The 17,807-nt window shown below is 67.7% G+C and carries 18 protein-coding genes; 9 read left to right on the top strand and 9 right to left on the bottom strand.

Annotation, left to right across the window (positions count from 1 at the left end):
- Positions 1-16: 16 nt before the first annotated feature.
- A complete protein-coding gene (greA, locus tag AC1DK9_RS09670) occupies positions 17-511 on the bottom strand; it encodes a transcription elongation factor GreA (RefSeq protein WP_476915776.1) in 495 nt (164 codons plus the stop codon).
- A gap of 180 nt (positions 512-691) precedes the next feature.
- Positions 692-1,150 (bottom strand): DUF4307 domain-containing protein, encoded by a 459-nt coding sequence (locus AC1DK9_RS09665; RefSeq protein WP_476861816.1) that lies wholly within the window; start codon positions 1,148-1,150, stop codon positions 692-694.
- A 95-nt stretch (positions 1,151-1,245) separates the two neighbouring features.
- On the opposite strand from AC1DK9_RS09665, the gene mca reads away from it, so the two are divergent.
- The 4 genes from mca to AC1DK9_RS09645 all read left to right on the top strand — a co-directional run bounded on the left by mca (position 1,246) and on the right by AC1DK9_RS09645 (position 5,422).
- A complete protein-coding gene (mca, locus tag AC1DK9_RS09660) occupies positions 1,246-2,151 on the top strand; it encodes a mycothiol conjugate amidase Mca (RefSeq protein ID WP_476861815.1) in 906 nt (301 codons plus the stop codon).
- An 82-nt stretch (positions 2,152-2,233) separates the two neighbouring features.
- On the top strand, positions 2,234-2,566 hold the full coding sequence (locus tag AC1DK9_RS09655) for a hypothetical protein (RefSeq protein WP_476861814.1): 333 nt from the start codon (positions 2,234-2,236) through the stop codon (positions 2,564-2,566).
- Positions 2,544-4,748, top strand: coding sequence for a thioredoxin domain-containing protein (locus AC1DK9_RS09650; protein WP_476915775.1), 2,205 nt, complete (start codon positions 2,544-2,546; stop codon positions 4,746-4,748). Before AC1DK9_RS09655 ends, AC1DK9_RS09650 begins: the two co-directional genes overlap by 23 nt.
- Positions 4,745-5,422 carry an HAD family hydrolase gene (locus AC1DK9_RS09645; RefSeq protein ID WP_476915774.1) on the top strand — a complete coding sequence of 226 codons (678 nt, stop codon included), beginning with the start codon at positions 4,745-4,747 and terminating at the stop codon, positions 5,420-5,422. The genes AC1DK9_RS09650 and AC1DK9_RS09645 overlap by 4 nt, the downstream gene beginning before the upstream one ends.
- Before the next feature lie 128 nt (positions 5,423-5,550).
- Here AC1DK9_RS09645 and trhA read toward each other — a convergent pair whose 3' ends face one another.
- On the bottom strand, positions 5,551-6,294 hold the full coding sequence (gene trhA / locus AC1DK9_RS09640; RefSeq protein WP_476861811.1) for a PAQR family membrane homeostasis protein TrhA: 744 nt from the start codon (positions 6,292-6,294) through the stop codon (positions 5,551-5,553).
- 152 nt (positions 6,295-6,446) lie between these two features.
- On the opposite strand from trhA, the gene AC1DK9_RS09635 reads away from it, so the two are divergent.
- Together AC1DK9_RS09635 and AC1DK9_RS09630 are read left to right on the top strand one after the other, a co-directional pair.
- Positions 6,447-7,208 carry an isoprenyl transferase gene (locus tag AC1DK9_RS09635; RefSeq protein ID WP_476861908.1) on the top strand — a complete coding sequence of 254 codons (762 nt, stop codon included), beginning with the start codon at positions 6,447-6,449 and terminating at the stop codon, positions 7,206-7,208.
- Between the two features lie 235 nt (positions 7,209-7,443).
- Entirely contained in the window at positions 7,444-8,886 is a 1,443-nt protein-coding gene (locus AC1DK9_RS09630) for a PhoH family protein (RefSeq protein ID WP_476915773.1), read from the top strand.
- Positions 8,887-9,392: 506 nt separating this feature from the next.
- On the opposite strand, the gene AC1DK9_RS09625 is transcribed toward AC1DK9_RS09630, so the two are convergent.
- Positions 9,393-10,040, bottom strand: a complete 648-nt coding sequence (locus AC1DK9_RS09625) for a GNAT family N-acetyltransferase (RefSeq protein WP_476915772.1) — start codon at positions 10,038-10,040, stop codon at positions 9,393-9,395.
- Positions 10,041-10,134: 94 nt separating this feature from the next.
- Here AC1DK9_RS09625 and AC1DK9_RS09620 point away from each other — a divergent pair, with 94 nt between their 5' ends.
- Together AC1DK9_RS09620 and AC1DK9_RS09615 are read left to right on the top strand one after the other, a co-directional pair.
- Positions 10,135-10,659 carry a prepilin peptidase gene (locus AC1DK9_RS09620; RefSeq protein WP_476915771.1) on the top strand — a complete coding sequence of 175 codons (525 nt, stop codon included), beginning with the start codon at positions 10,135-10,137 and terminating at the stop codon, positions 10,657-10,659.
- Between the two features lie 9 nt (positions 10,660-10,668).
- Positions 10,669-11,139 carry an NUDIX hydrolase gene (locus tag AC1DK9_RS09615; RefSeq protein WP_476915770.1) on the top strand — a complete coding sequence of 157 codons (471 nt, stop codon included), beginning with the start codon at positions 10,669-10,671 and terminating at the stop codon, positions 11,137-11,139.
- Between the two features lie 109 nt (positions 11,140-11,248).
- Here AC1DK9_RS09615 and AC1DK9_RS09610 read toward each other — a convergent pair whose 3' ends face one another.
- From AC1DK9_RS09610 to AC1DK9_RS09590, 5 genes are all read right to left on the bottom strand, one after another.
- The gene (locus AC1DK9_RS09610; RefSeq protein WP_476915769.1) at positions 11,249-12,877 is read right to left on the bottom strand and encodes an MDR family MFS transporter; all 1,629 of its coding nucleotides are present in this window, start codon (positions 12,875-12,877) and stop codon (positions 11,249-11,251) included.
- Positions 12,874-13,539, bottom strand: coding sequence for a TetR/AcrR family transcriptional regulator (locus AC1DK9_RS09605; RefSeq protein ID WP_476915768.1), 666 nt, complete (start codon positions 13,537-13,539; stop codon positions 12,874-12,876). Before AC1DK9_RS09605 ends, AC1DK9_RS09610 begins: the two co-directional genes overlap by 4 nt.
- Before the next feature lie 121 nt (positions 13,540-13,660).
- Positions 13,661-15,097: a class II fumarate hydratase gene (locus AC1DK9_RS09600; protein ID WP_476915767.1), complete on the bottom strand. Its 1,437-nt coding sequence runs from the start codon at positions 15,095-15,097 to the stop codon at positions 13,661-13,663.
- Positions 15,098-15,158: 61 nt separating this feature from the next.
- Positions 15,159-15,776, bottom strand: a complete 618-nt coding sequence (locus tag AC1DK9_RS09595; protein ID WP_476861805.1) for a carbonic anhydrase — start codon at positions 15,774-15,776, stop codon at positions 15,159-15,161.
- 10 nt (positions 15,777-15,786) lie between these two features.
- On the bottom strand, positions 15,787-16,488 hold the full coding sequence (locus AC1DK9_RS09590) for a DUF4245 domain-containing protein (RefSeq protein WP_476915766.1): 702 nt from the start codon (positions 16,486-16,488) through the stop codon (positions 15,787-15,789).
- A gap of 191 nt (positions 16,489-16,679) precedes the next feature.
- Here AC1DK9_RS09590 and glpX point away from each other — a divergent pair, with 191 nt between their 5' ends.
- The gene (gene glpX, locus AC1DK9_RS09585; protein WP_476861907.1) at positions 16,680-17,702 is read left to right on the top strand and encodes a class II fructose-bisphosphatase; all 1,023 of its coding nucleotides are present in this window, start codon (positions 16,680-16,682) and stop codon (positions 17,700-17,702) included.
- The last annotated feature ends 105 nt before the right edge of the window (positions 17,703-17,807 follow it).

Raw genomic sequence — 17,807 nt, 5'->3', positions numbered from 1 at the left:
TCGGGCGCTGGTGCTATTAGCCGACGTACGGCTTGGCGGAGATGATCTCCACCGCAATGTCCTTGCCGTTCGGAGCGGTGTAGCTGAGCTTGTCGCCCTCCTTGTGCCCGACGATGGCGGACCCCAGCGGGGACTTCTCGCTGAACACGTCCAGGTCCGAGTCGCCGGCTATTTCGCGCGAGCCCAGCAGGAACGTCTCTTCGTCCCCGGCGATCTTCGCGACCACAAGCATGCCCGGCTCGACGATTCCGTCGTCGGCGGGCGCCTCGCCCACGTGCGCGTCGCGCAGCAGCACGGTCAGCTGGCGGATGCGGGCCTCGATCTTGCCCTGTTCTTCCTTGGCCGCGTGGTAGCCGCCGTTCTCCTTGAGGTCGCCTTCCTGGCGGGCAGCTTCGATCTTCTGAACGATGTCTGCACGGCCGGCGCCGGAGAGGTGGTCCAGCTCTGCCTTCAGGCGGTCAAAAGCTTCCTGGGTAAGCCAAGCTGCAGTTGCGCTGTTGGTGGTCGACACGGACTTCTCCTTTTGATGGTCAAACAAGCTGGTCAAACAAGCAAAGACCCCGCCACGGTGGCCACTTTTGGATCTCAGCAACCAGCTCAGCGGGGTAGAGGTATTGATCCATTGTAGTCAATGCTGTGGATAAACCCAAGAACCGCTGCGGCGCAGATCACACCGTGTTACGTGCGGTGGCTACTTCGAGGCGTCCGGAATCCAGCAGTTGTCGACGACCGCTGACACAGACTGGGACTCGGTGCGGATCGTGACACGGTGCACGGTGGTGCGGCCGCCGTCGGCGCCAGCATCGGCGGCGTTGGGGCCGACGTCGACCACTTTCCAGCCGACGACGGCAAACTTGGAGTCCAATGCCTTGACCGCGCACTTGGCGGCCGTGGCCGGGTTCTTGGTGACCTGGAAATCGGCCTCGGCCACGGTGGCGTCGGTGGTGCTGTAGCCGATGTCCTTGAAGCTGACGGATTCGGTGGCCGCCGAGGTCGAGATCCAGGCCATGAAGCCGATTCCGGCCGCCAGGGCAGCGATCAGGATGTTCCGCTTGGTCTTGCCGCCCAGCGCGTGCTTTTGGCCGCCGTAGCGATTGGCTAGGCTGGTAGGTGCCGGCGTGGGCGCGGCAGGCTGCTCCTCGGAAGTCACCAGTCCAGTTTAGTGTGGATCGGGCAGGGGAATTTCCGCGCCGCCGTTCCGTCCCCCAGCACCGACCCCGGAGAAGAAAGAGGAGCCGTCCAACGATGACAGCGTCCCCCAGCCCGTCAGCCAAGCTTCGGCTGCTCGCCGTCCACGCGCACCCCGACGACGAGTCCAGCAAGGGTGCCGCGACGATGGCCATGTACGCCGCCTCCGGCGTGGAGGTCATGGTGGCCACCTGCACCGACGGCTCCCGCGGCGACATCCAGAACCCGGCGATGGAGAGTGCGCCGCAYCCCAAGCGGGACATGGCGGGCGCCCGGCGGCTGGAGATGGACAACGCGGCCAAGGTTCTCGGTATCCGCCAGCGCTGGCTGGGGTTCGTCGACTCCGGCCTGCCCGAGGGCGACCCGTTGCCGCCGCTTCCGGTCGGTTCCTTCGCCACGCTGCCGCTTGAGCGGGCCGCCGCCCCGCTGGTCCGGCTGGTCCGCGCCTTCAAACCCCAGGTCATCCTGAGCTATGACGAGAATGGCGGCTATCCGCACCCGGACCACATCATGGCCCACAAGGTCGCCGTCGAGGCCTTCGAAGCCGCCGGGGATCCGGCACGCTATCCCGGAACCGGCGAGGCTTGGGAACCGAGCAAGCTCTACTACGACCGCGCCTTCAGCCCCGAACGCTTCCGCGCCCTGCACTACGCCCTGGAGGAAGCCGGGCTGCAGTCGCCGTATGCCGAGCGGCTCGCGGCCTGGCTTGAGGCCGACGCCGAGGGCCATACCCCGCCCGCGCCCACGCACCCCACCACCACCCAGATTGAGTGCGGTGACTTCTTCGAGGCCCGCGACGACGCCCTGCGCTCGCACCGGACGCAGATCGACCCGGAGGGCTTCTTCTTCGCCGTGTCCCCGGCGATGCAGCGGCAGACCTGGCCGTGGGAAGACTACTCGCTGATCCAGTCCCGGGTCCCCGCCGACGTGCCCGAATCGGACTTCTTCGCCGGGCTAAGATAGTTCCAGCAGGGATTTCTATGCCGCGTAGAAGAGTGGCAGCGGAAGACCCGCAATAGACGCTCCCCACAGAAGGTTTTCCACCGTGCATTCCTTGCTCATCGCCCTGGCGACTTCCCCGGCGCCCACCCCGACGCCGTCGCTGCGCCCGGGACTCGACCAGGACCAGGTCACCCCGGGCCTGCTGGGCTTCCTGCTCACCGCGTTCATCGTGGTGCTCACGGCGCTGCTGATTGTGGATATGGTGCGCCGGATCCGCCGGGTCCGGTACCGGGCACAGGTGGAGGAAGAGCGCGCCGCCGCCGAGGAAGCCGGCCTGGACGACGCCGGCCAGTGGAGCGGCATGGACCGGCCGGCCGGTGAGGGCACGGACCTGCGCCCGGAAGCTAACGGTGATGCAGGACCCGGAAACCGCTGACCGCGGCCCCTCCGATGCCTCACCCGGGGCGGCCAACGCCCTGGGCGGGGAGCCCTCTGCCTACCTCCGCCAGCACGCCGGCAACCCCGTGCACTGGCAACCCTTCGGCGATGAAGCGTTCGCCTTCGCCGAGGCCCGGGACGTCCCGGTGTTCCTGTCGATCGGTTACGCAGCCTGCCACTGGTGCCATGTCATGGCCGGCGAATCCTTTGAGGACAAAAACACCGCGGATTACCTGAACGCCCATTTCGTCCCGGTAAAGGTGGACCGGGAGGAACGCCCCGACGTCGACGCCGTCTACATGGCCGCGACGCAGGCGATCAGCGGCGAGGGCGGCTGGCCGATGTCCGTCTTCCTGCTGCCGGACGGCCGGGCCTTCCACGCCGGCACCTACTATCCGCCCCGCCCGATGCCCGGCAGGCCCTCCTTCCGCCAGGTGCTGGAAGCGGTCAATGAGGCCTGGCTGGAACGCCGCGGCGCCGTCGAACAGAACGCCGCCACACTGGCGCGCGGCGTCGCCGCCGCGCAGTCCGCGTCCGCTGTCCGGCTGGATGCGCCCGCGCCCGTCCTGGAGGCGTCCCTGCTTTCTGCGGCCGTGCGCGCGCTGGCCCGCTCGGAAGACGCCGACGGCGGCTTTGGCACCGCCCCCAAGTTCCCGCCGTCGGCCGTCCTGGAGTTCCTGATCCGTCATGCCGCCGTCGCGTCCGACACCGCGGAGGCGGCCCGGGACCTGGCCGGCCGCACGCTCGCTGCGATGTCACGTTCGGCCTTGTTCGACCAGCTCGACGGCGGTTTTGCGCGGTACTCCGTGACGCGCGACTGGTCCGTGCCGCACTTCGAAAAAATGCTCTACGACAACGCCCAGCTGCTGCGCGTCTACGCCCACTGGGTCCGGCTCGGCGGAACGGACGGCTACCCGGCCGCGGAAGCCGCCGCCGTCGCCGGCAGCACCGCGGACTGGATGATCGACGCGTTGGGACTGGGCGGCGCCGTGGGCCGGGAACCTGCGGGTGCCGCCGGTGGTGCCGCCGGCGCTTCAGTGGCGCTGGCATCGTCGCTGGACGCGGACACCGTGGTGGACGGAGTACATTCTGAGGGCGCCAGTTACCTGTGGACCCCCGCGGAACTTGCTGCGCTCCTGGGACCTGCGGACGGCGCGGCGGTGGCCGGCCTGATGAATGTCCGTGCCGCGGGCACCGTGTCCGAGGCCGGTTCACCGCTGCATCCCGGTCGCACGCTGAACGGCCCGGAGGTCGGTCTGTGGCAGCGGGTTCGCCCGGTGCTGCGCCGGGCACGGGCGGCGCGGCCGCAACCTGCCCGGGATGACAAGGTGGTGGCCGGATGGAACGGGCTGGCCGTCGCAGCCTTGGCCGAGGCCAGCGCCGTGTTGGAGCGTCCCGACTTCCTCGACGCGGCGGAGCGGATCGCAGGCTACCTGGAGCGGGTGCACTGGAGCCCCGGCCGGGACGGGGAGCCCGGCCGGCTGCTCCGGGTATCCCATGACGGCACGGCCCGCGGGATCGGCGGCCTGCTGGAGGACTACGCCTTTTGCGCGGAGGGCCTCTTTGCGCTTTACGCCGTCAGCGGCCGGACCCGCTGGTATGCCCTCGCCGAGGCGATCCTGGCCGCCGCCTGTGCACGGTTCGCCGCCGACGGGACGCTGCGCGACGCGGCCGGGGAGTCGGCCCAGGTCCTCAAGGCCCAGGGCGGCCGCGCCGGAATGGATCCCTTCGACAACGCCACCCCCAGCGGTGCCGCCGCGTTTGCCGGGGCCCTGCTGTCCTCTGCCGCGCTGGGCGGATCCGCGGAGCGCCGCGCGATGGCCGGAAACATCCTGTCCCTGCTGCCGCCCCTGGCTGCCAACGCGCCCCGGGTGGCCGGCTGGCTGCTAGCCACGGCGGAGGCCGCGCTGGCGGGCCCGGTGGAAGCCGCCGTCGTCGGGGCAGACACGCCGCAGCGGGCCGCGCTGCACCGAGCGCTGCTGCACTCGCCCAGCCCGGGGCTGGTGGTTGCCCTCCAAGACCAGGAAGCTGCGCCTGCCGATGCCGTTCCGCTGCTGCAGGGGCGCGGCCTGGCGGCGGACGGCGGACCACTGGTCTACCTGTGCCGCGGCATGGTCTGCGATCTTCCGGCGGGTTCCGTCGCGGAGCTCCGGGCCCGGCTGGCTACCATGGCTGAATGACTTTTACTCCGGCGGACCGGGATTCCTTCGAACTGGTGGTTTTTGACTGCGACGGCGTCCTGGTGGATTCCGAGGTGATCGCCGTCCAGATCGACCAGCGGGTGCTCGCCGACCTCGGCTGGGAACTGGAGCGCGAGGAAATCATCGAGCGCTTCGTCGGCAAAAGCGAGGCCAACTTCATCGCCGGCATCGAAAAACATCTGGGCATCGAGCTGGGGGAGGGCTGGGACCGGAAATACCAGCACTGGTACCACGAGGCCCTTGAGCGGGACCTCACGGCCGTCGACGGCGTGGAGGAGGCCCTGGACCGGATCCGGCTTCCGCACTGCGTGGCCTCAAGCGGCAGCCACGCGAAAATGCAGCGGACCCTGGGCAAAACCGGGCTGCTGCAGCGCTTCGCCGGCCGCATCTTCAGCGCCACGGAGGTTGCCAACGGCAAGCCCGCCCCCGATCTTTTCCTGCATGCTGCCGGGACGCTTGGGACGGCGCCGGAGGCCTGCGCCGTCGTCGAGGACAGCGCCTATGGAGTGCAGGCTGCGCGGGCAGCGGGGATGCACGTCTTCGCCTACGCGGGCGGGGTCACCCCGGCGGAACGGCTGGCGGGCCCCGGAACCACGGTCTTCCACGACATGCGTCTGCTGCCGGAACTGATCGCCGCCGGCCGGCCGGGCTGAGCGGTAGCGCCGGCCGCACGAATTTCCCCAACTTCGACGACGGCGCCAGGCGTGTCGCGCCGGACGCCCGGTGAGTCCCGGCGTCGGGCATTCAAAAGTGGGGAGAGTCGGGGCCGCCCGACGACGGGTCAGCCCAGGACGGCAATCGCGATGGCGATGTAGTGCGCGGCGAAGGCGAACACCGTGAAGGCGTGGAAAAGCTCGTGGAAGCCGAAGTGCTCGTAGCTGAAATTCGGCTTCTTCAGTGCGTAAAACACGGCGCCGGCAATGTAGAGGGCTCCGCCCACGCAGACCAGCACCGCGGCCGGGACGCTGGCGGCGAAGAAATCGGGCAAATAGAACAGGGCGCCGCAGCCCAGCGCGATGTAGATCGGCACGTAGAGCCAGCGCGGGGCGTTGGTCCAGAGCAGGCGAAAGAGCACCCCAAGTACGGCGCCCGACCAGATCACCCACAGCAGCAGCACGGCCTTGGGCCGGTCCAGAAGGGCCCACGCAAGCGGCGTGTAGCTGCCGGCGATCACCAGCATGATGTTGGTGTGGTCCAGCCGTTTGAGCACCATCTTGACGCCGGGGGACCAGTTCCCGCGGTGGTAGACGGCGCTGACGCCAAAGAGCAGCACGCCCGTGATGGCGTACACCGCCGAGGCGGTTTTCAGCTCGGCTGTCGGCGCCAGCAGAACCAGGACCAGGCCCGCGGCAAACGCCAGCGGCGCCGTGACGGTGTGGATCCAGCCCCGCCATTTCGGCTTGATCATCAGAAGCTCAGCGATCCTGATGGCGGCATCGTCCACCGGACTGTTCTCCCGGCCCGTCGGGGTGTTTCCGCCCTGCGCGGGCCGCTCGGAACCGGGATCCGGACTGGTGCTCTCCATGCCGCCATAATAACTTACGGTCCGGTAAGTTACTGGCGGGTAACAGGGCTGCGGAGGAAATCGCAACCACGGTGCGCGCGGTACCGGCCCTCCGGCGGGTAGCCTAGGAATGCACTGCCGTCAGACCCCAAGGAAGCCAGGTGAATCTCCGGATGGAACTGCCCGGGTTCCTGTATGGCTTCTACGAGCGCAGCCTCCAGCGGTCCCTGGACCCGGAGCGGGTCCCCAGGCACATCGGCGTCATGGTCGACGGGAACCGGCGCTGGGCCAAGCAGTTCAACGCGCCAACGAGCCAGGGACACCAGGCCGGCGCCGACAAGATCCATGAATTCCTCGGCTGGTGCCAGGAGCTGGGGATTAAAGTCGTCACGCTCTACATGCTCTCCACGGACAACATGAACCGCTCCGGCGAAGAGYTGGACCTGCTGATGGGCATCATCGCCAACACCCTGGACCGCCTCGACGAGGACGCCGACATCTCCGTGCACGCCATGGGCGCTCCGGAACTGCTGCCGGACTACCTCGCCGAGAGGCTCAACAAACTCACGGCCCGAACCCCCGTGCACGAAAAGATCCACGTCAATGTCGCCGTCGGCTACGGCGGCCGGCGGGAAATCGTCGACGCCGTCCGCGAACTCCTGCACGACGCCGTCGCCCGCGGCGCCGACATCGGCAAGCTGGCCGACGAGCTCAGCGTCGACGACATCTCGCGCTTCCTGTACACCCGGGGCCAGCCCGACCCCGATCTCGTGATCCGCACTTCCGGGGAGCAGCGGCTCTCCGGCTTCCTGATGTGGCAGAGCGCCTACAGCGAGTTCTACTTCTGCGAGGCCCTCTGGCCCGCGTTCCGCAAGGTGGACTTCCTCCGCGCGCTGCGCGACTACGCCGGCCGGCAGCGCCGCTTCGGTTCCTGACCCGGTTCATCTTGCCTTCACCTGATGGCAAGAAGAATCGCCGAGAAATAGACCGGCAATGCACGGGCCGTGGACGTACGTTAATCCCATCGGCAGGCAATCGGCCGGCCGATCGGGGAGGCCAGTACATGGAGCGGAAGTTCGCACCGGATGTATGGGAGGCCGCGCCCGGCCTCAAGGCCGAGCCGCCTCACCAATAACAATTCCGGGCCAGCGGCCCGGGGCTGGAGTCGATGTGGCTATTTCTGCAGAACTGCCCGGCGTCATTTCCGACCAGGGCAAGAAAGCTACCTCTCGCGCCAAGCGAGCCCCCGCCAAGACCGGCGCAGCGCATTCGGACGCTGCCGCCGGTCTTGCTGTTTCCGGGGAAGGAACAGCAAGCCGGGAGAGCGCCCGAAGCTACGTAATCGACACCTCCGTGCTGCTCTCGGACCCGCGCGCGCTGCTGCGGTTCGCCGAGCACGAAGTGATCGTGCCGATCGTCGTCATCACCGAGCTGGAAAGCAAGCGGCACGACCCGGAACTGGGCTACTTCGCCCGGAAGGCCCTGCGCCTGCTCGACGATCTCCGGGTGGAGCACGGCGGCCTTGACCGTGCCATCCCGCTCGGCAACGACGGCGGCACCCTGATGGTCGAGATGAACCACATCTCCGCCGAGGTGCTGCCGGCCGGCTTCCGCGGCGGCGACAACGACAGCCGGATCCTCGCCGTCGCCAAGAACCTCGCCAACGAGGGACGCGACGTGACCGTGGTGTCCAAGGACCTGCCGATGCGGGTCAAGGCCTCCGCCATGGGCCTGCTTGCCGACGAATACCGCAACGAACTCGTCAAGGACTCCGGCTGGACCGGCATCGCCGAGATCGAGGCCGCCGAGGACGAGGTTGCCACGCTCTACGGCCACGAGCCTGTCTTCATCCCGGATGCTGCCGAAATGCCGGTGAACACGGGCCTGGTGCTGCTCTCCAGCCGAGGCTCCGCCCTGGGCCGGGTCGGAGCAGACAAGCAGGTCCGCCTGGTCAAGGGGGACCGGGACGTSTTCGGCCTGCACGGACGCTCGGCCGAGCAGCGGCTGGCGATCGACCTGCTGATGGACCCGTCCGTGGGCATCGTGTCCCTCGGCGGCCGCGCCGGCACCGGCAAGTCGGCGCTGGCCCTGTGCGCCGGCCTCGAAGCCGTGCTGGAACGCCGTGAGCACCGCAAGGTGATCGTGTTCCGGCCGCTCTACGCCGTCGGCGGCCAGGAACTCGGCTACCTGCCCGGCTCCGAGTCCGAGAAGATGAACCCCTGGGCCCAGGCCGTCTTCGACACGCTCGGCGCGCTGGTCAGCCAGGAAGTCGTGGAGGAGGTCATGGACCGCGGCATGCTCGAAGTCATGCCGCTCACGCACATCCGCGGCCGCTCCCTCCACGACGCCTTCGTAATCGTGGACGAGGCGCAATCCCTCGAGAAGAACGTGCTGCTCACCGTGATGAGCCGGATCGGCCAGAACTCCAAGATCGTGCTGACCCACGACGTCGCCCAGCGCGACAACCTTCGGGTCGGACGGCACGACGGCGTGGCCGCCGTCGTCGAAACCCTCAAGGGCCACCCGCTCTTCGGCCACATCACCCTCACCCGCTCCGAGCGCTCGCCGATCGCCGCGCTGGTGACGGACATGCTCGAGGGGGCGGAGATCTAGGTCTGTCTTTCGACTCGCCTCGGCGAGGGGCCGTGGTTGGGTTCGCCGGGCCGCGGCCCCTTCCGTTTGGGCCGTGGTTGGGTTCGCCGTGGTTGGGTTCGCCGGGCCGCGGGCCCTTCGCCGTCGCTTAGACACGTCCCATCGGCCCCCGTCGGTCGCTGGGCGACCTCTGGGGGCCGATGTGCCGCGATGCGCGACTACGCGAAGGACCCGCGGCGCGGCTTGCAGGCCCCCACCTTGGGTGCGCTTTCACGCGAAGGGCCCGCGGGGAGGCTTGGGTCCGTTTCGCGAGGTCCCTGCCGCAGCGCTTGAGAGGCGGCCACCTACGCGGGGCTGCGGTGGACCGCTAAGGAGCGCATCGCCGACCAGAGCGAAGCGAAGGTCGCCCAGCGACCGCAGTGCAGCGACGGGAGGTGTCTAAGCGACGGCGGTGCGCCGCCGCCCCGCAACGGAGCGTGCCCGCCACAGCCAGCCCGTCACACGACGTGATTTGGGCGGGTTGGGTCCTACAGAATGCCGAGGTACTTAGCCGTGGGGTTGTGGCCTTGGACTTCGAGGGTCCAGTCGGGGCGTTTGAAGGTGGCGGGGGTGAGGCGGACGCGTTGGGAGTCCTGGAGCTTGCCGCCCCAGTTGGCGCGGGTGACGCCGTTGAGCTCGTAGCCGAGGGAGCGGGAGACGCCCAGGGACTGCTGGTTCCAGGCTGCAGCCTCGGACTCGGCGACCTCGGCGCCGAGCCAGTCGAAGGCGTAGAGGGCGACGGCGGCCCGCATTTCCTTGCCGAGCCCGCGGCCGTGGACGCTGCGCCTGAGCCAGGAGCCGGTGCCGACCGTCTTCAAGGTGGCGAAATCCTTTGCCTCGATGTCCTGGCAACCGATGAACTCGCCGTCGTGCCAGATGCCGAGTAGCAGGGTCCATTCCTGCGGCGACATATTTCCGCGGCAGCGCCAGTACCACTGCGCCATATCCGGGCCGAGCTTCTCGGCGGGGGATTCCGCCCACGGCCGGCTGAACGGGCTGCGGCCGGGTTCGTGGACGCCGCTGAGGGCCGCGTCGACCGCTGCCGGGATGTCCTCGTCCCGGATGGGCCGCAGGGTCAGGCGCGGTGTGGCCAGCGAAAGGGCGAACGGGGGCCAATAGGAGTCCGGTGCAGTCATCCCGGAAGCCTAGCGGCGCGGACCGGCGGCCGCCAGTCACGCCCATGGGTGCCGGAAGCGGCGCGTTCGGGTCAATATCCAGTAGCATCCGAGGGTGATCCAACGTCTCGGCGAACTCGGGGGAGCCGCCCCGCTGGCCTTTTGGCTGGTGCTCCTGGCCTGCGCGTACTTCGCCGTTATGGCCGCGCGCCTGACCGTCATCGACGTGCGGCACCATTTATTGCCCAACCGGATCATCTTCCCTTCCTACGCGGTGGCCGGCGCCCTGTTGCTCTGCGCGGCGGCGGCCGGCGGCGGCGCCGGGCTGGCCGGGGTGCCCGGACTCCGGGTGGTGGCGGGCGGCGCGGCACTCTGGCTGTTCTACTTCCTGCTGCGCGCCGTGTACCCGCCCGGGATGGGGTTCGGCGACGTGAAGCTCGCCGGCGTCCTCGGCATGTACCTGGGCTTCCTTGGCTGGGGGCATGTTTTTGCCGGGACCTTCGCGGCGTTCCTGTTCGGCGGCCTGTGGAGCGTGGCCCTGCTGGCCACCCGGCGCGGGACCCTGAAGTCCGATATCCCGTTCGGCCCCTTTATGCTGGCGGGCACCGCGGCGGCACTCCTGCTGTTGCCGGCGGGCTAGGCTGGCCGGATGGCCACTCCTGAATTCATCCTGGCGCTGCGCGAAAAGATCGGCCACGACCCCCTCTGGATTCCCGGCGCCTGCGCCGTGGTGTTCAACGACGACGGCCGGGTGCTGCTCGGCCAGCGGGCGGACACCGGCCGGTGGGGCCTGATCACGGGGATCCTGGAACCCGGTGAGGAACCGGCGCCGGGACTGTTGCGCGAGGTCCTGGAGGAGACCGGCGTCGTAGCCGCTGCGGAGCGGCTGGTCTCGGTCGACGCCGTCGGGACCACCACCTACCCCAACGGGGACGTCTGCCACTTCCTGACGCTCGTGTTCCGCTGCCGCTACGTCTCCGGCGAAGCGCGCGTCAACGACGACGAATCCCTCGCAGTGGGCTGGTTCGGGCCGGGGGAGTTTCCCGACCTGCCTCCGGCGCACCTGCGGGCGATCGAACGGGCCGCCGATCCCGACGGCGCGGCACTCTTCCACAGCTGACAGATTGCTCGTTCCGCGCAAGAGTCTGCCGCCGGATTGACCGGCCCCGGACGCAGCAGGGGCGCCGCAACCCCCAAAGATTGCGGCGCCCCTGCTGTAGCCGGGAAAGTCAGTTGCGCAGGCGCGCCAGATTGTCAGCGGCCCGTTCAGCCTCAAGCCGCTCGGCTTCCTCGCCGCCCACCGCCTCGCCCCGGGCCACCATCCCGGCCGTGTCGGAGAGCGGGATCTGCTTCAGGGTCAAGGCCAGGAGGAGCGCGACGCCGAGGAAGGGCAGCAGGTACCAGAAGACCGGAGCGAGCGAATTCGCGTAGGCGTTGACGATCGCGTCCTTGAGCTGGGCCGGAAGCTGGCTGAGGGACTGCGGATCCAAAGTCTTCGTGGCCTGCGACGCGTCAGCGCTGGATGCCCCGGCACCCGTGAAGGCCTTGGTCAGCGACTCAGACAGCCGGGAAGTGAAGATCGAGCCGAACACCGCGACACCCAGGGATGCTCCGACCTCGCGGAAGTAGTTGTTGGTGCTGGTGGCGGTGCCGATCTGTTCGGCCGGCACGGAGTTCTGTACCACCAGGACGATCACCTGCATGATCGAGCCGAGGCCTGCGCCAAAGATGAACAACTGGATGCAGATCACCCAGATGGGAGTCGCCGCCGTCAGTGTCGTCAGCCACAGCATGGCGGCGATCGTGAGGACCCCGCCGAGGATCGGGAACATCTTGTACTTGCCGGTCTTGGAAATCCGAATGCCGGAGAAGATGGCCATGCCCATCAGGCCCACCATCATGGGCAGCATCAGCAGGCCGGACTCCGCGGCAGACGTTCCGGAGGACATCTGCAGGAAGGTCGGGACGAAGGCGATCGCGGCAAACATTCCGAGGCCGAGCGTGAACCCGATAGCCGTCGCATTGACGAAAATCGGATTCTTGAACAGGCTCAGCGGGATGATGGGGTCCTCGGCCCGGCGCTCCACCAGGACAAAGGCCGCGGCGCTGAGGACGACGCCGGCGCCGAAGGCCCAGGTAACCGGTGAGTCCCAGCCCTGGTCCTTTTTGCCGCCGAAGTCGGTGAAGAAGATCAGGCACGTGGTGGCGGCGGAGAGCAGCAGCACGCCCAGGATGTCGATCCGCTTTTCGGCCTTTTTGTTCGGCAGCGTCAGGGTGAACCAGGCGATGGTGAACGCGGCAATGCCGATGGGGATGTTGATGTAGAAGGCCCATTCCCAGGTCAGGTGGTCCACGAAGAAACCGCCAAGCAGCGGGCCGGCGACGGCGGAAAGTCCAAAGATCGCGCCGAGCGGACCCATGTATTTGCCGCGGTCCTTGGCGGGCACGATGTCCGCGATGATGGCCTGCGAGAGGATCATCAGGCCGCCGCCGCCGAGGCCCTGGACGGCGCGGAAGATGACGAAGCCCCAGAAATCGGTGGCGAAGGCGCAACCGACCGAGGCCAGGGTGAACAGGGCTATCGCGACCAGGAAGAGGTTCCGGCGGCCGAGGATGTCGCCGAACTTCCCGTAGATCGGCATCACGATGGTGGTGGCCAGCAGGTAGGCCGTGGTGATCCAGGCCTGGTGCTCGACGCCGCCGAGCTTGCCGACGATGGTTGGCATGGCCGTGGACACGATGGTCTGGTCGAGGCTGGAGAGCAACATTCCCGCGATGAGGGCGGAGAAGATGATCCAGATGCGTTTTTGGGTCAGCAGCAGCGGGGCACCCGCTTTGGTGCCGGGGGCGGTGGTCATGGGCGTCCTTTTGCGGATATGGGTTCTGTGAAGTTCTGCGTGAAGAGCTGCCGGGCAGCCGAAATGTTGGCGAGCAGGAGCTCCGCGTACGGGCGGGTATTGCCCTCAGAGAAAAATGCCATGCTGGTTTTCCGGGCGATATTGGAGAGCAGCACGATCGCCATCTGGACCACCGGGTGGTCCGGGGCCACGCCTTCGCGGCGGGCGAGCACGGCAGCGAATTCCCGCTCGCGGTCGTCAGTGGCGCCAATGATTTTCAGTATGAGCTGGGGTTCCTTCTTGATCACCCCGATCAGCTGACGTGTTTCCTCCGGGGAGGCCGCCATGTTTTCTGACAGCTTTAGGGAAAGCCCGATGAGGTCCTCGAACAGGTTGGGCGAGATTTCACCGGGCGCGGATGACTCGCCGCCGCGGATGAAGTCCGCCAGGACGTCGGCGGGAATCTCGTCGTCGGCATGGCCGATGATCGCGTCTTCCTTGGTGGGGAAGTAGTTGAAAAACGTCCGGCGTGAAATCTCCGCGCGCTCACAGACTTCTTCCACGGTGTACCCGCTCAGGCCATGGACGGCGGTCAGGGAACGCGCAACGGCGGTAATGGCGGCTCGGGTGGCGGCCCGCTTGCGCTCGCGGAGGCCGCCCTCGATTGGTGCACTATCTATCACAAAGTAAATTTTTGCACTCTCGTTTGCTTAGTGCAAACAATTCCAATGTGGCGTTAAACACCAGCGGCGGCCGGCGACCTTCGCTGGGAAGGTGCCGGCCGCCGTCGTACTTGGCGGGAAATTAGGCCTTGTGCGGCGGCCGAGTCATGGACATGACGTTCAGGGCGGTGTCGAGCTGCTCTTCGGTCAGCTCGCCGCGCTCGAGGAAGCCCATTGCCACGACGGTCTCCCGGATGGTCAGGCCCTCGGCGACGGCCTTCTTGGCGATCTTGGCGGCGTTCTCGTAACCGATGAACTTGTTCAGCGGCGTGACGATCGACGGCGAGGCCTCGGCGAGGAAGCGGGCACGCTCGACATTGGCGGTGATCCCGTCGATCATCTTGTCCGCCATGACGCGGCTGGTGTTGGCCAGCAGGCGCACGGATTCGAGCAGGTTGGCCGCCATCACCGGGATGCCGACGTTCAGTTCGAACGCGCCGTTGGTGCCGGACCAGGCGATGGCGGTGTCGTTGCCGATGACCTGGGCGCAGACCATGATGGAGGCTTCGCAGATGACCGGGTTGACCTTGCCGGGCATGATCGAGGATCCGGGCTGCAGGTCCGGGATCGCGATTTCGCCGAGGCCGGTGTTGGGGCCGGAGCCCATCCAGCGCAGGTCGTTGTTGATCTTCATGAAGGAGATCGCAATGTTCCGCAGCTGGCTGGAGGCCTCGATCAGGCCGTCGCGGTTGGCCTGGGCCTCGAAGTGGTCGCGGGCCTCGGTCAGCGGCAGGCCGGTGTCGGCGGCGAGGAGTTCGATGACGCGCTCCGGGAAGCCTGCCGGGGTGTTGATGCCGGTGCCGACGGCGGTGCCGCCGAGCGGGACCTCGGCGACGCGGGGGAGGGAGGCGTTGATGCGCTCGATGCCGTAGCGGACCTGCGCAGCGTAGCCGCCGAACTCCTGGCCGAGGGTGACCGGGGTGGCGTCCATCAGGTGCGTGCGGCCGGACTTCACGACGTCCTTGAACTCGGCTGCCTTACGTTCCAGGGACTCCGCGAGGTAGCCCAGGGCCGGGATCAGGTCGTTGATCAGGGCGGACGTGGCCGCGACGTGGACCGAGGTCGGGAAGACGTCGTTGGAGGACTGCGAGGCGTTGACGTGGTCGTTCGGGTGGACCACCTTGTCGCTGCCGGCGGCCTTGAGCGCACGGGAGGCGAGCTCGGCCAGGACCTCGTTGGTGTTCATGTTCGAGGACGTTCCGGAGCCGGTCTGGAAGACGTCGATCGGGAAGTCGCCGTCGTACTTGCCGGCGGCAACCTCGTCGGCGGCGTCGGCAATTGCCTGGGCCAGCTCACCGTCGAGCACCCCCAGCTCTGCGTTGGCCTGCGCGGCAGCCTTCTTGACCCGGGCGAGGGCCTCGATGTGGGCGCGCTCCAGGGTCTTGCCGGAGATCGGGAAGTTTTCGACCGCACGCTGCGTCTGGGCACGGTACAGCGCGTTCACTGGAACGCGGACTTCGCCCATCGTGTCGTGTTCAATGCGGAACTCTTCAGTGTTCAAATCTGCTGTGGAAGTCATGGGGCCAGCTTATTCGGCCCGAGCGTCCCACCGAAAACCATGAACCGGCGCCGAAGCGGAGCTACTGGAGCTCGCCGATGCCCGAAACTAGGTCCGCGCGGCCCTCCGCGAGCCGGTAGGCAAGGCCGATCACGGCGGTGCGGCCGCTCGCCACGGCGTCGGAAATCACCCGGGAGCTGTCCACCAGGCGCTGCGAGGTCTGCTTGACGTTCTCGACCACCATGTCATTGACGTCCGGCTGCTCGTTGCGCATCGAGGTCAGCACAGCGGGCGTGATGCGTTCGACCAGGCTGCGGATGAAGCCCGTCGGCATCTGGCCGGTCTCCACCGCGTCCTTGGTGGCGATGACCGCACCGCAGCTGTCGTGGCCCAGGACCACGATCAGCGGCACGCCCAGGACGCCGATGCTGTACTCGAGCGAGCCGAGCACCGCGTCATCGATCACCTGTCCGGCGGTACGGACGACGAACGCGTCGCCGAGGCCGAGGTCGAAGATGATCTCGGCGGCGAGGCGTGAGTCGGCACAGCCAAAGATGACGGCAAAGGGGTTCTGGGTTTCCACCAGCGAGGACCGCCGCGAGGCGTCCTGGTTGGGGTGGGAGGATTCACCGGCGACGAAGCGTTCGTTGCCTTCGCGCAAGCGGCGCCAGGCCAGGGCAGGAGTCAGCGTAGTAGTCACCCTGCTTACTTTACGGCGCCGGAGTGGCCTTCGCGGAACTTGTTGCCGCCGGATTACGCTCCAACGACGCCACCACGGCCGCGGCCAGCGTGGAGAACTCCTCCAGCGACGCGGGCCCGGACAGGATGACGGTGGTCCCACGGTAATCGAGCACCATGCTCTTCTCGCCCTTGCCGGTGTCGCGGAGCTGCCAGTCGCGTCCGCCGGCGTTCCGCGTTCCGGTGACCGGCGCATTCTTGGTCTGCTGCAGCAGCCAGGTCGGGTTGGCCTGCCGGGTCTGAACCAGGCCGATGAAGGACTCCTTGGGCGTGAGGTACCCGACCTCCCAGGTCGCCACGCCGCTGCCGGTGCCGGACTCCCAGCGGGCGTAATTAGGTCGGAATGTGTCGCCGGTTTCCGGGGCCACCGGCGTGAATCCCGCCACACCTGCGGCGTTATTCGCGATGGCACTGACGTTGATGTCCGGGCGGTACCCGTCGCTCTTCGGCGAAGGGTTCATCAGGACGACCGGTAGGAACGCTCCGATGCTCAGGACCAGGGCGATGATCATGCCGATCACCGACGCGTTGGCACGCTTTGCCGCGGCGGCGCGGATGACGGGCTTGACGGGCGGCTGGCCGGCGGCACTGTCCGTGGCTGCCCCGCCGGCCGGAGATTCGGGCGCCCCGGGCGACGTGTCCTGCAATTCATTCACCCCTCTATAGTCGCCCATTTCGGCCCGATCTCACATTCGGCGGGAGGCTCCCGCGGAATCCCGGCGGCTTCACGGTTTGGTCATCCATGACCGATGGAGGCCGCCGCGACTATGATCAGTAGCAGACGAATCACCGCGGTGGCCGAGAGCGGACGCCGCGGGTTCAATGATCGCCACTCGAAGAAGAGGTTCACGTGTCACCAGCGTCCATGACCCAGAAGTACTCCACGCTTTCCCCGTCGCTCGCCGTCGGCATTGACGAGCCTGACCGCAACCTTGCCCTGGAACTGGTCCGCGTCACCGAAGCCGCAGCCATTGCCGGCGGCCACTGGGTCGGCTTCGGCGACAAGAACAAGGCCGACGGCGCCGCCGTCGATGCCATGCGCTCCTTCCTGCAGACTGTCCACTTCAACGGCGTTGTGGTCATCGGCGAAGGCGAAAAAGACGAAGCCCCCATGCTGTTCAACGGCGAGCGTGTCGGCGACGGCACCGGTCCCGAGTGCGACGTCGCCGTCGACCCGATCGACGGAACCCGGCTGACCGCCCTTGGTATCAACAACGCCCTCGCCGTTCTGGCCGTTGCCGAGCGCGGCTCCATGTTCGACCCCTCCGCCGTGTTCTACATGGAGAAGCTTGTCACCGGCCCGGAGGCCGCGGACATGGTGGACCTGCGCCTGCCGGTGAAGCAGAACCTGCACCTCATCGCAAAGGCCAAGGGCGTCAAGGTCAACCAGCTCAACGTCATGATCCTGGACCGCGACCGGCACCGCCCGCTGGTGGAGGAAATCCGCGAGGCTGGCGCCCGCACCAAATTCATCATGGACGGCGACGTCGCCGGCGCTATCGCCGCCGCCCGGGCCGGAACCGGTGTGGACGCACTGATGGGCATCGGCGGAACGCCGGAAGGCATCGTCGCCGCCTGCGCCATCAAGTCCCTCGGCGGCGTCATCCAGGGCCGGCTCTGGCCCACCAGCGACGAGGAGAAGCAGAAGGCTATCGACGCCGGACACGACCTGGACCGGGTGCTCTCCACCAACGACCTGGTCTCCAGCGACAACTGCTACTTCGCGGCTACCGGCATCACCGACGGCGACCTGCTCAAGGGTGTCCGCTATTCCAAGGACAAGGTCCTCACCCAGTCCATCGTGATGCGCTCCAAGTCGGGCACTATCCGGTTCGTGGAGGGCGAGCACCAGGCCAGCAAGTGGGAAGGCTACGCCCGCAAGAGCTAGCAGCAGCCAGACTCAAGAGATCCCGGGACGCGCCCTGCGTCCCGGGATCTCTTGTTTGGGGAGCATTCGACGTGGCCGTAACGTGCTCCCGCCGGCATTGGATAG

This window comes from Arthrobacter sp. 01T414, from assembly GCF_056398965.1.
Note: the sequence above shows the minus strand (reverse complement) of the source record. Positions and strands in the feature narration are given on the sequence as shown.

Bases quoted from the DNA above. Each gene is read 5' to 3' on its own strand.
- trhA (WP_476861811.1), bottom strand. From the start codon at position 6,294: ATGGAGAGCACCAGTCCGGATCCCGGTTCCGAGCGGCCCGCGCAGGGC.
- AC1DK9_RS09590 (WP_476915766.1), bottom strand. From the start codon at position 16,488: ATGGGCGACTATAGAGGGGTGAATGAATTGCAGGACACGTCGCCCGGG.
- AC1DK9_RS09615 (WP_476915770.1), top strand. From the start codon at position 10,669: ATGGCCACTCCTGAATTCATCCTGGCGCTGCGCGAAAAGATCGGCCAC.
- AC1DK9_RS09650 (WP_476915775.1), top strand. From the start codon at position 2,544: ATGCAGGACCCGGAAACCGCTGACCGCGGCCCCTCCGATGCCTCACCC.
- glpX (WP_476861907.1), top strand. From the start codon at position 16,680: ATGACCCAGAAGTACTCCACGCTTTCCCCGTCGCTCGCCGTCGGCATT.
- AC1DK9_RS09625 (WP_476915772.1), bottom strand. From the start codon at position 10,040: ATGACTGCACCGGACTCCTATTGGCCCCCGTTCGCCCTTTCGCTGGCC.
- AC1DK9_RS09610 (WP_476915769.1), bottom strand. From the start codon at position 12,877: ATGACCACCGCCCCCGGCACCAAAGCGGGTGCCCCGCTGCTGCTGACC.
- AC1DK9_RS09645 (WP_476915774.1), top strand. From the start codon at position 4,745: ATGACTTTTACTCCGGCGGACCGGGATTCCTTCGAACTGGTGGTTTTT.
- AC1DK9_RS09600 (WP_476915767.1), bottom strand. From the start codon at position 15,097: ATGACTTCCACAGCAGATTTGAACACTGAAGAGTTCCGCATTGAACAC.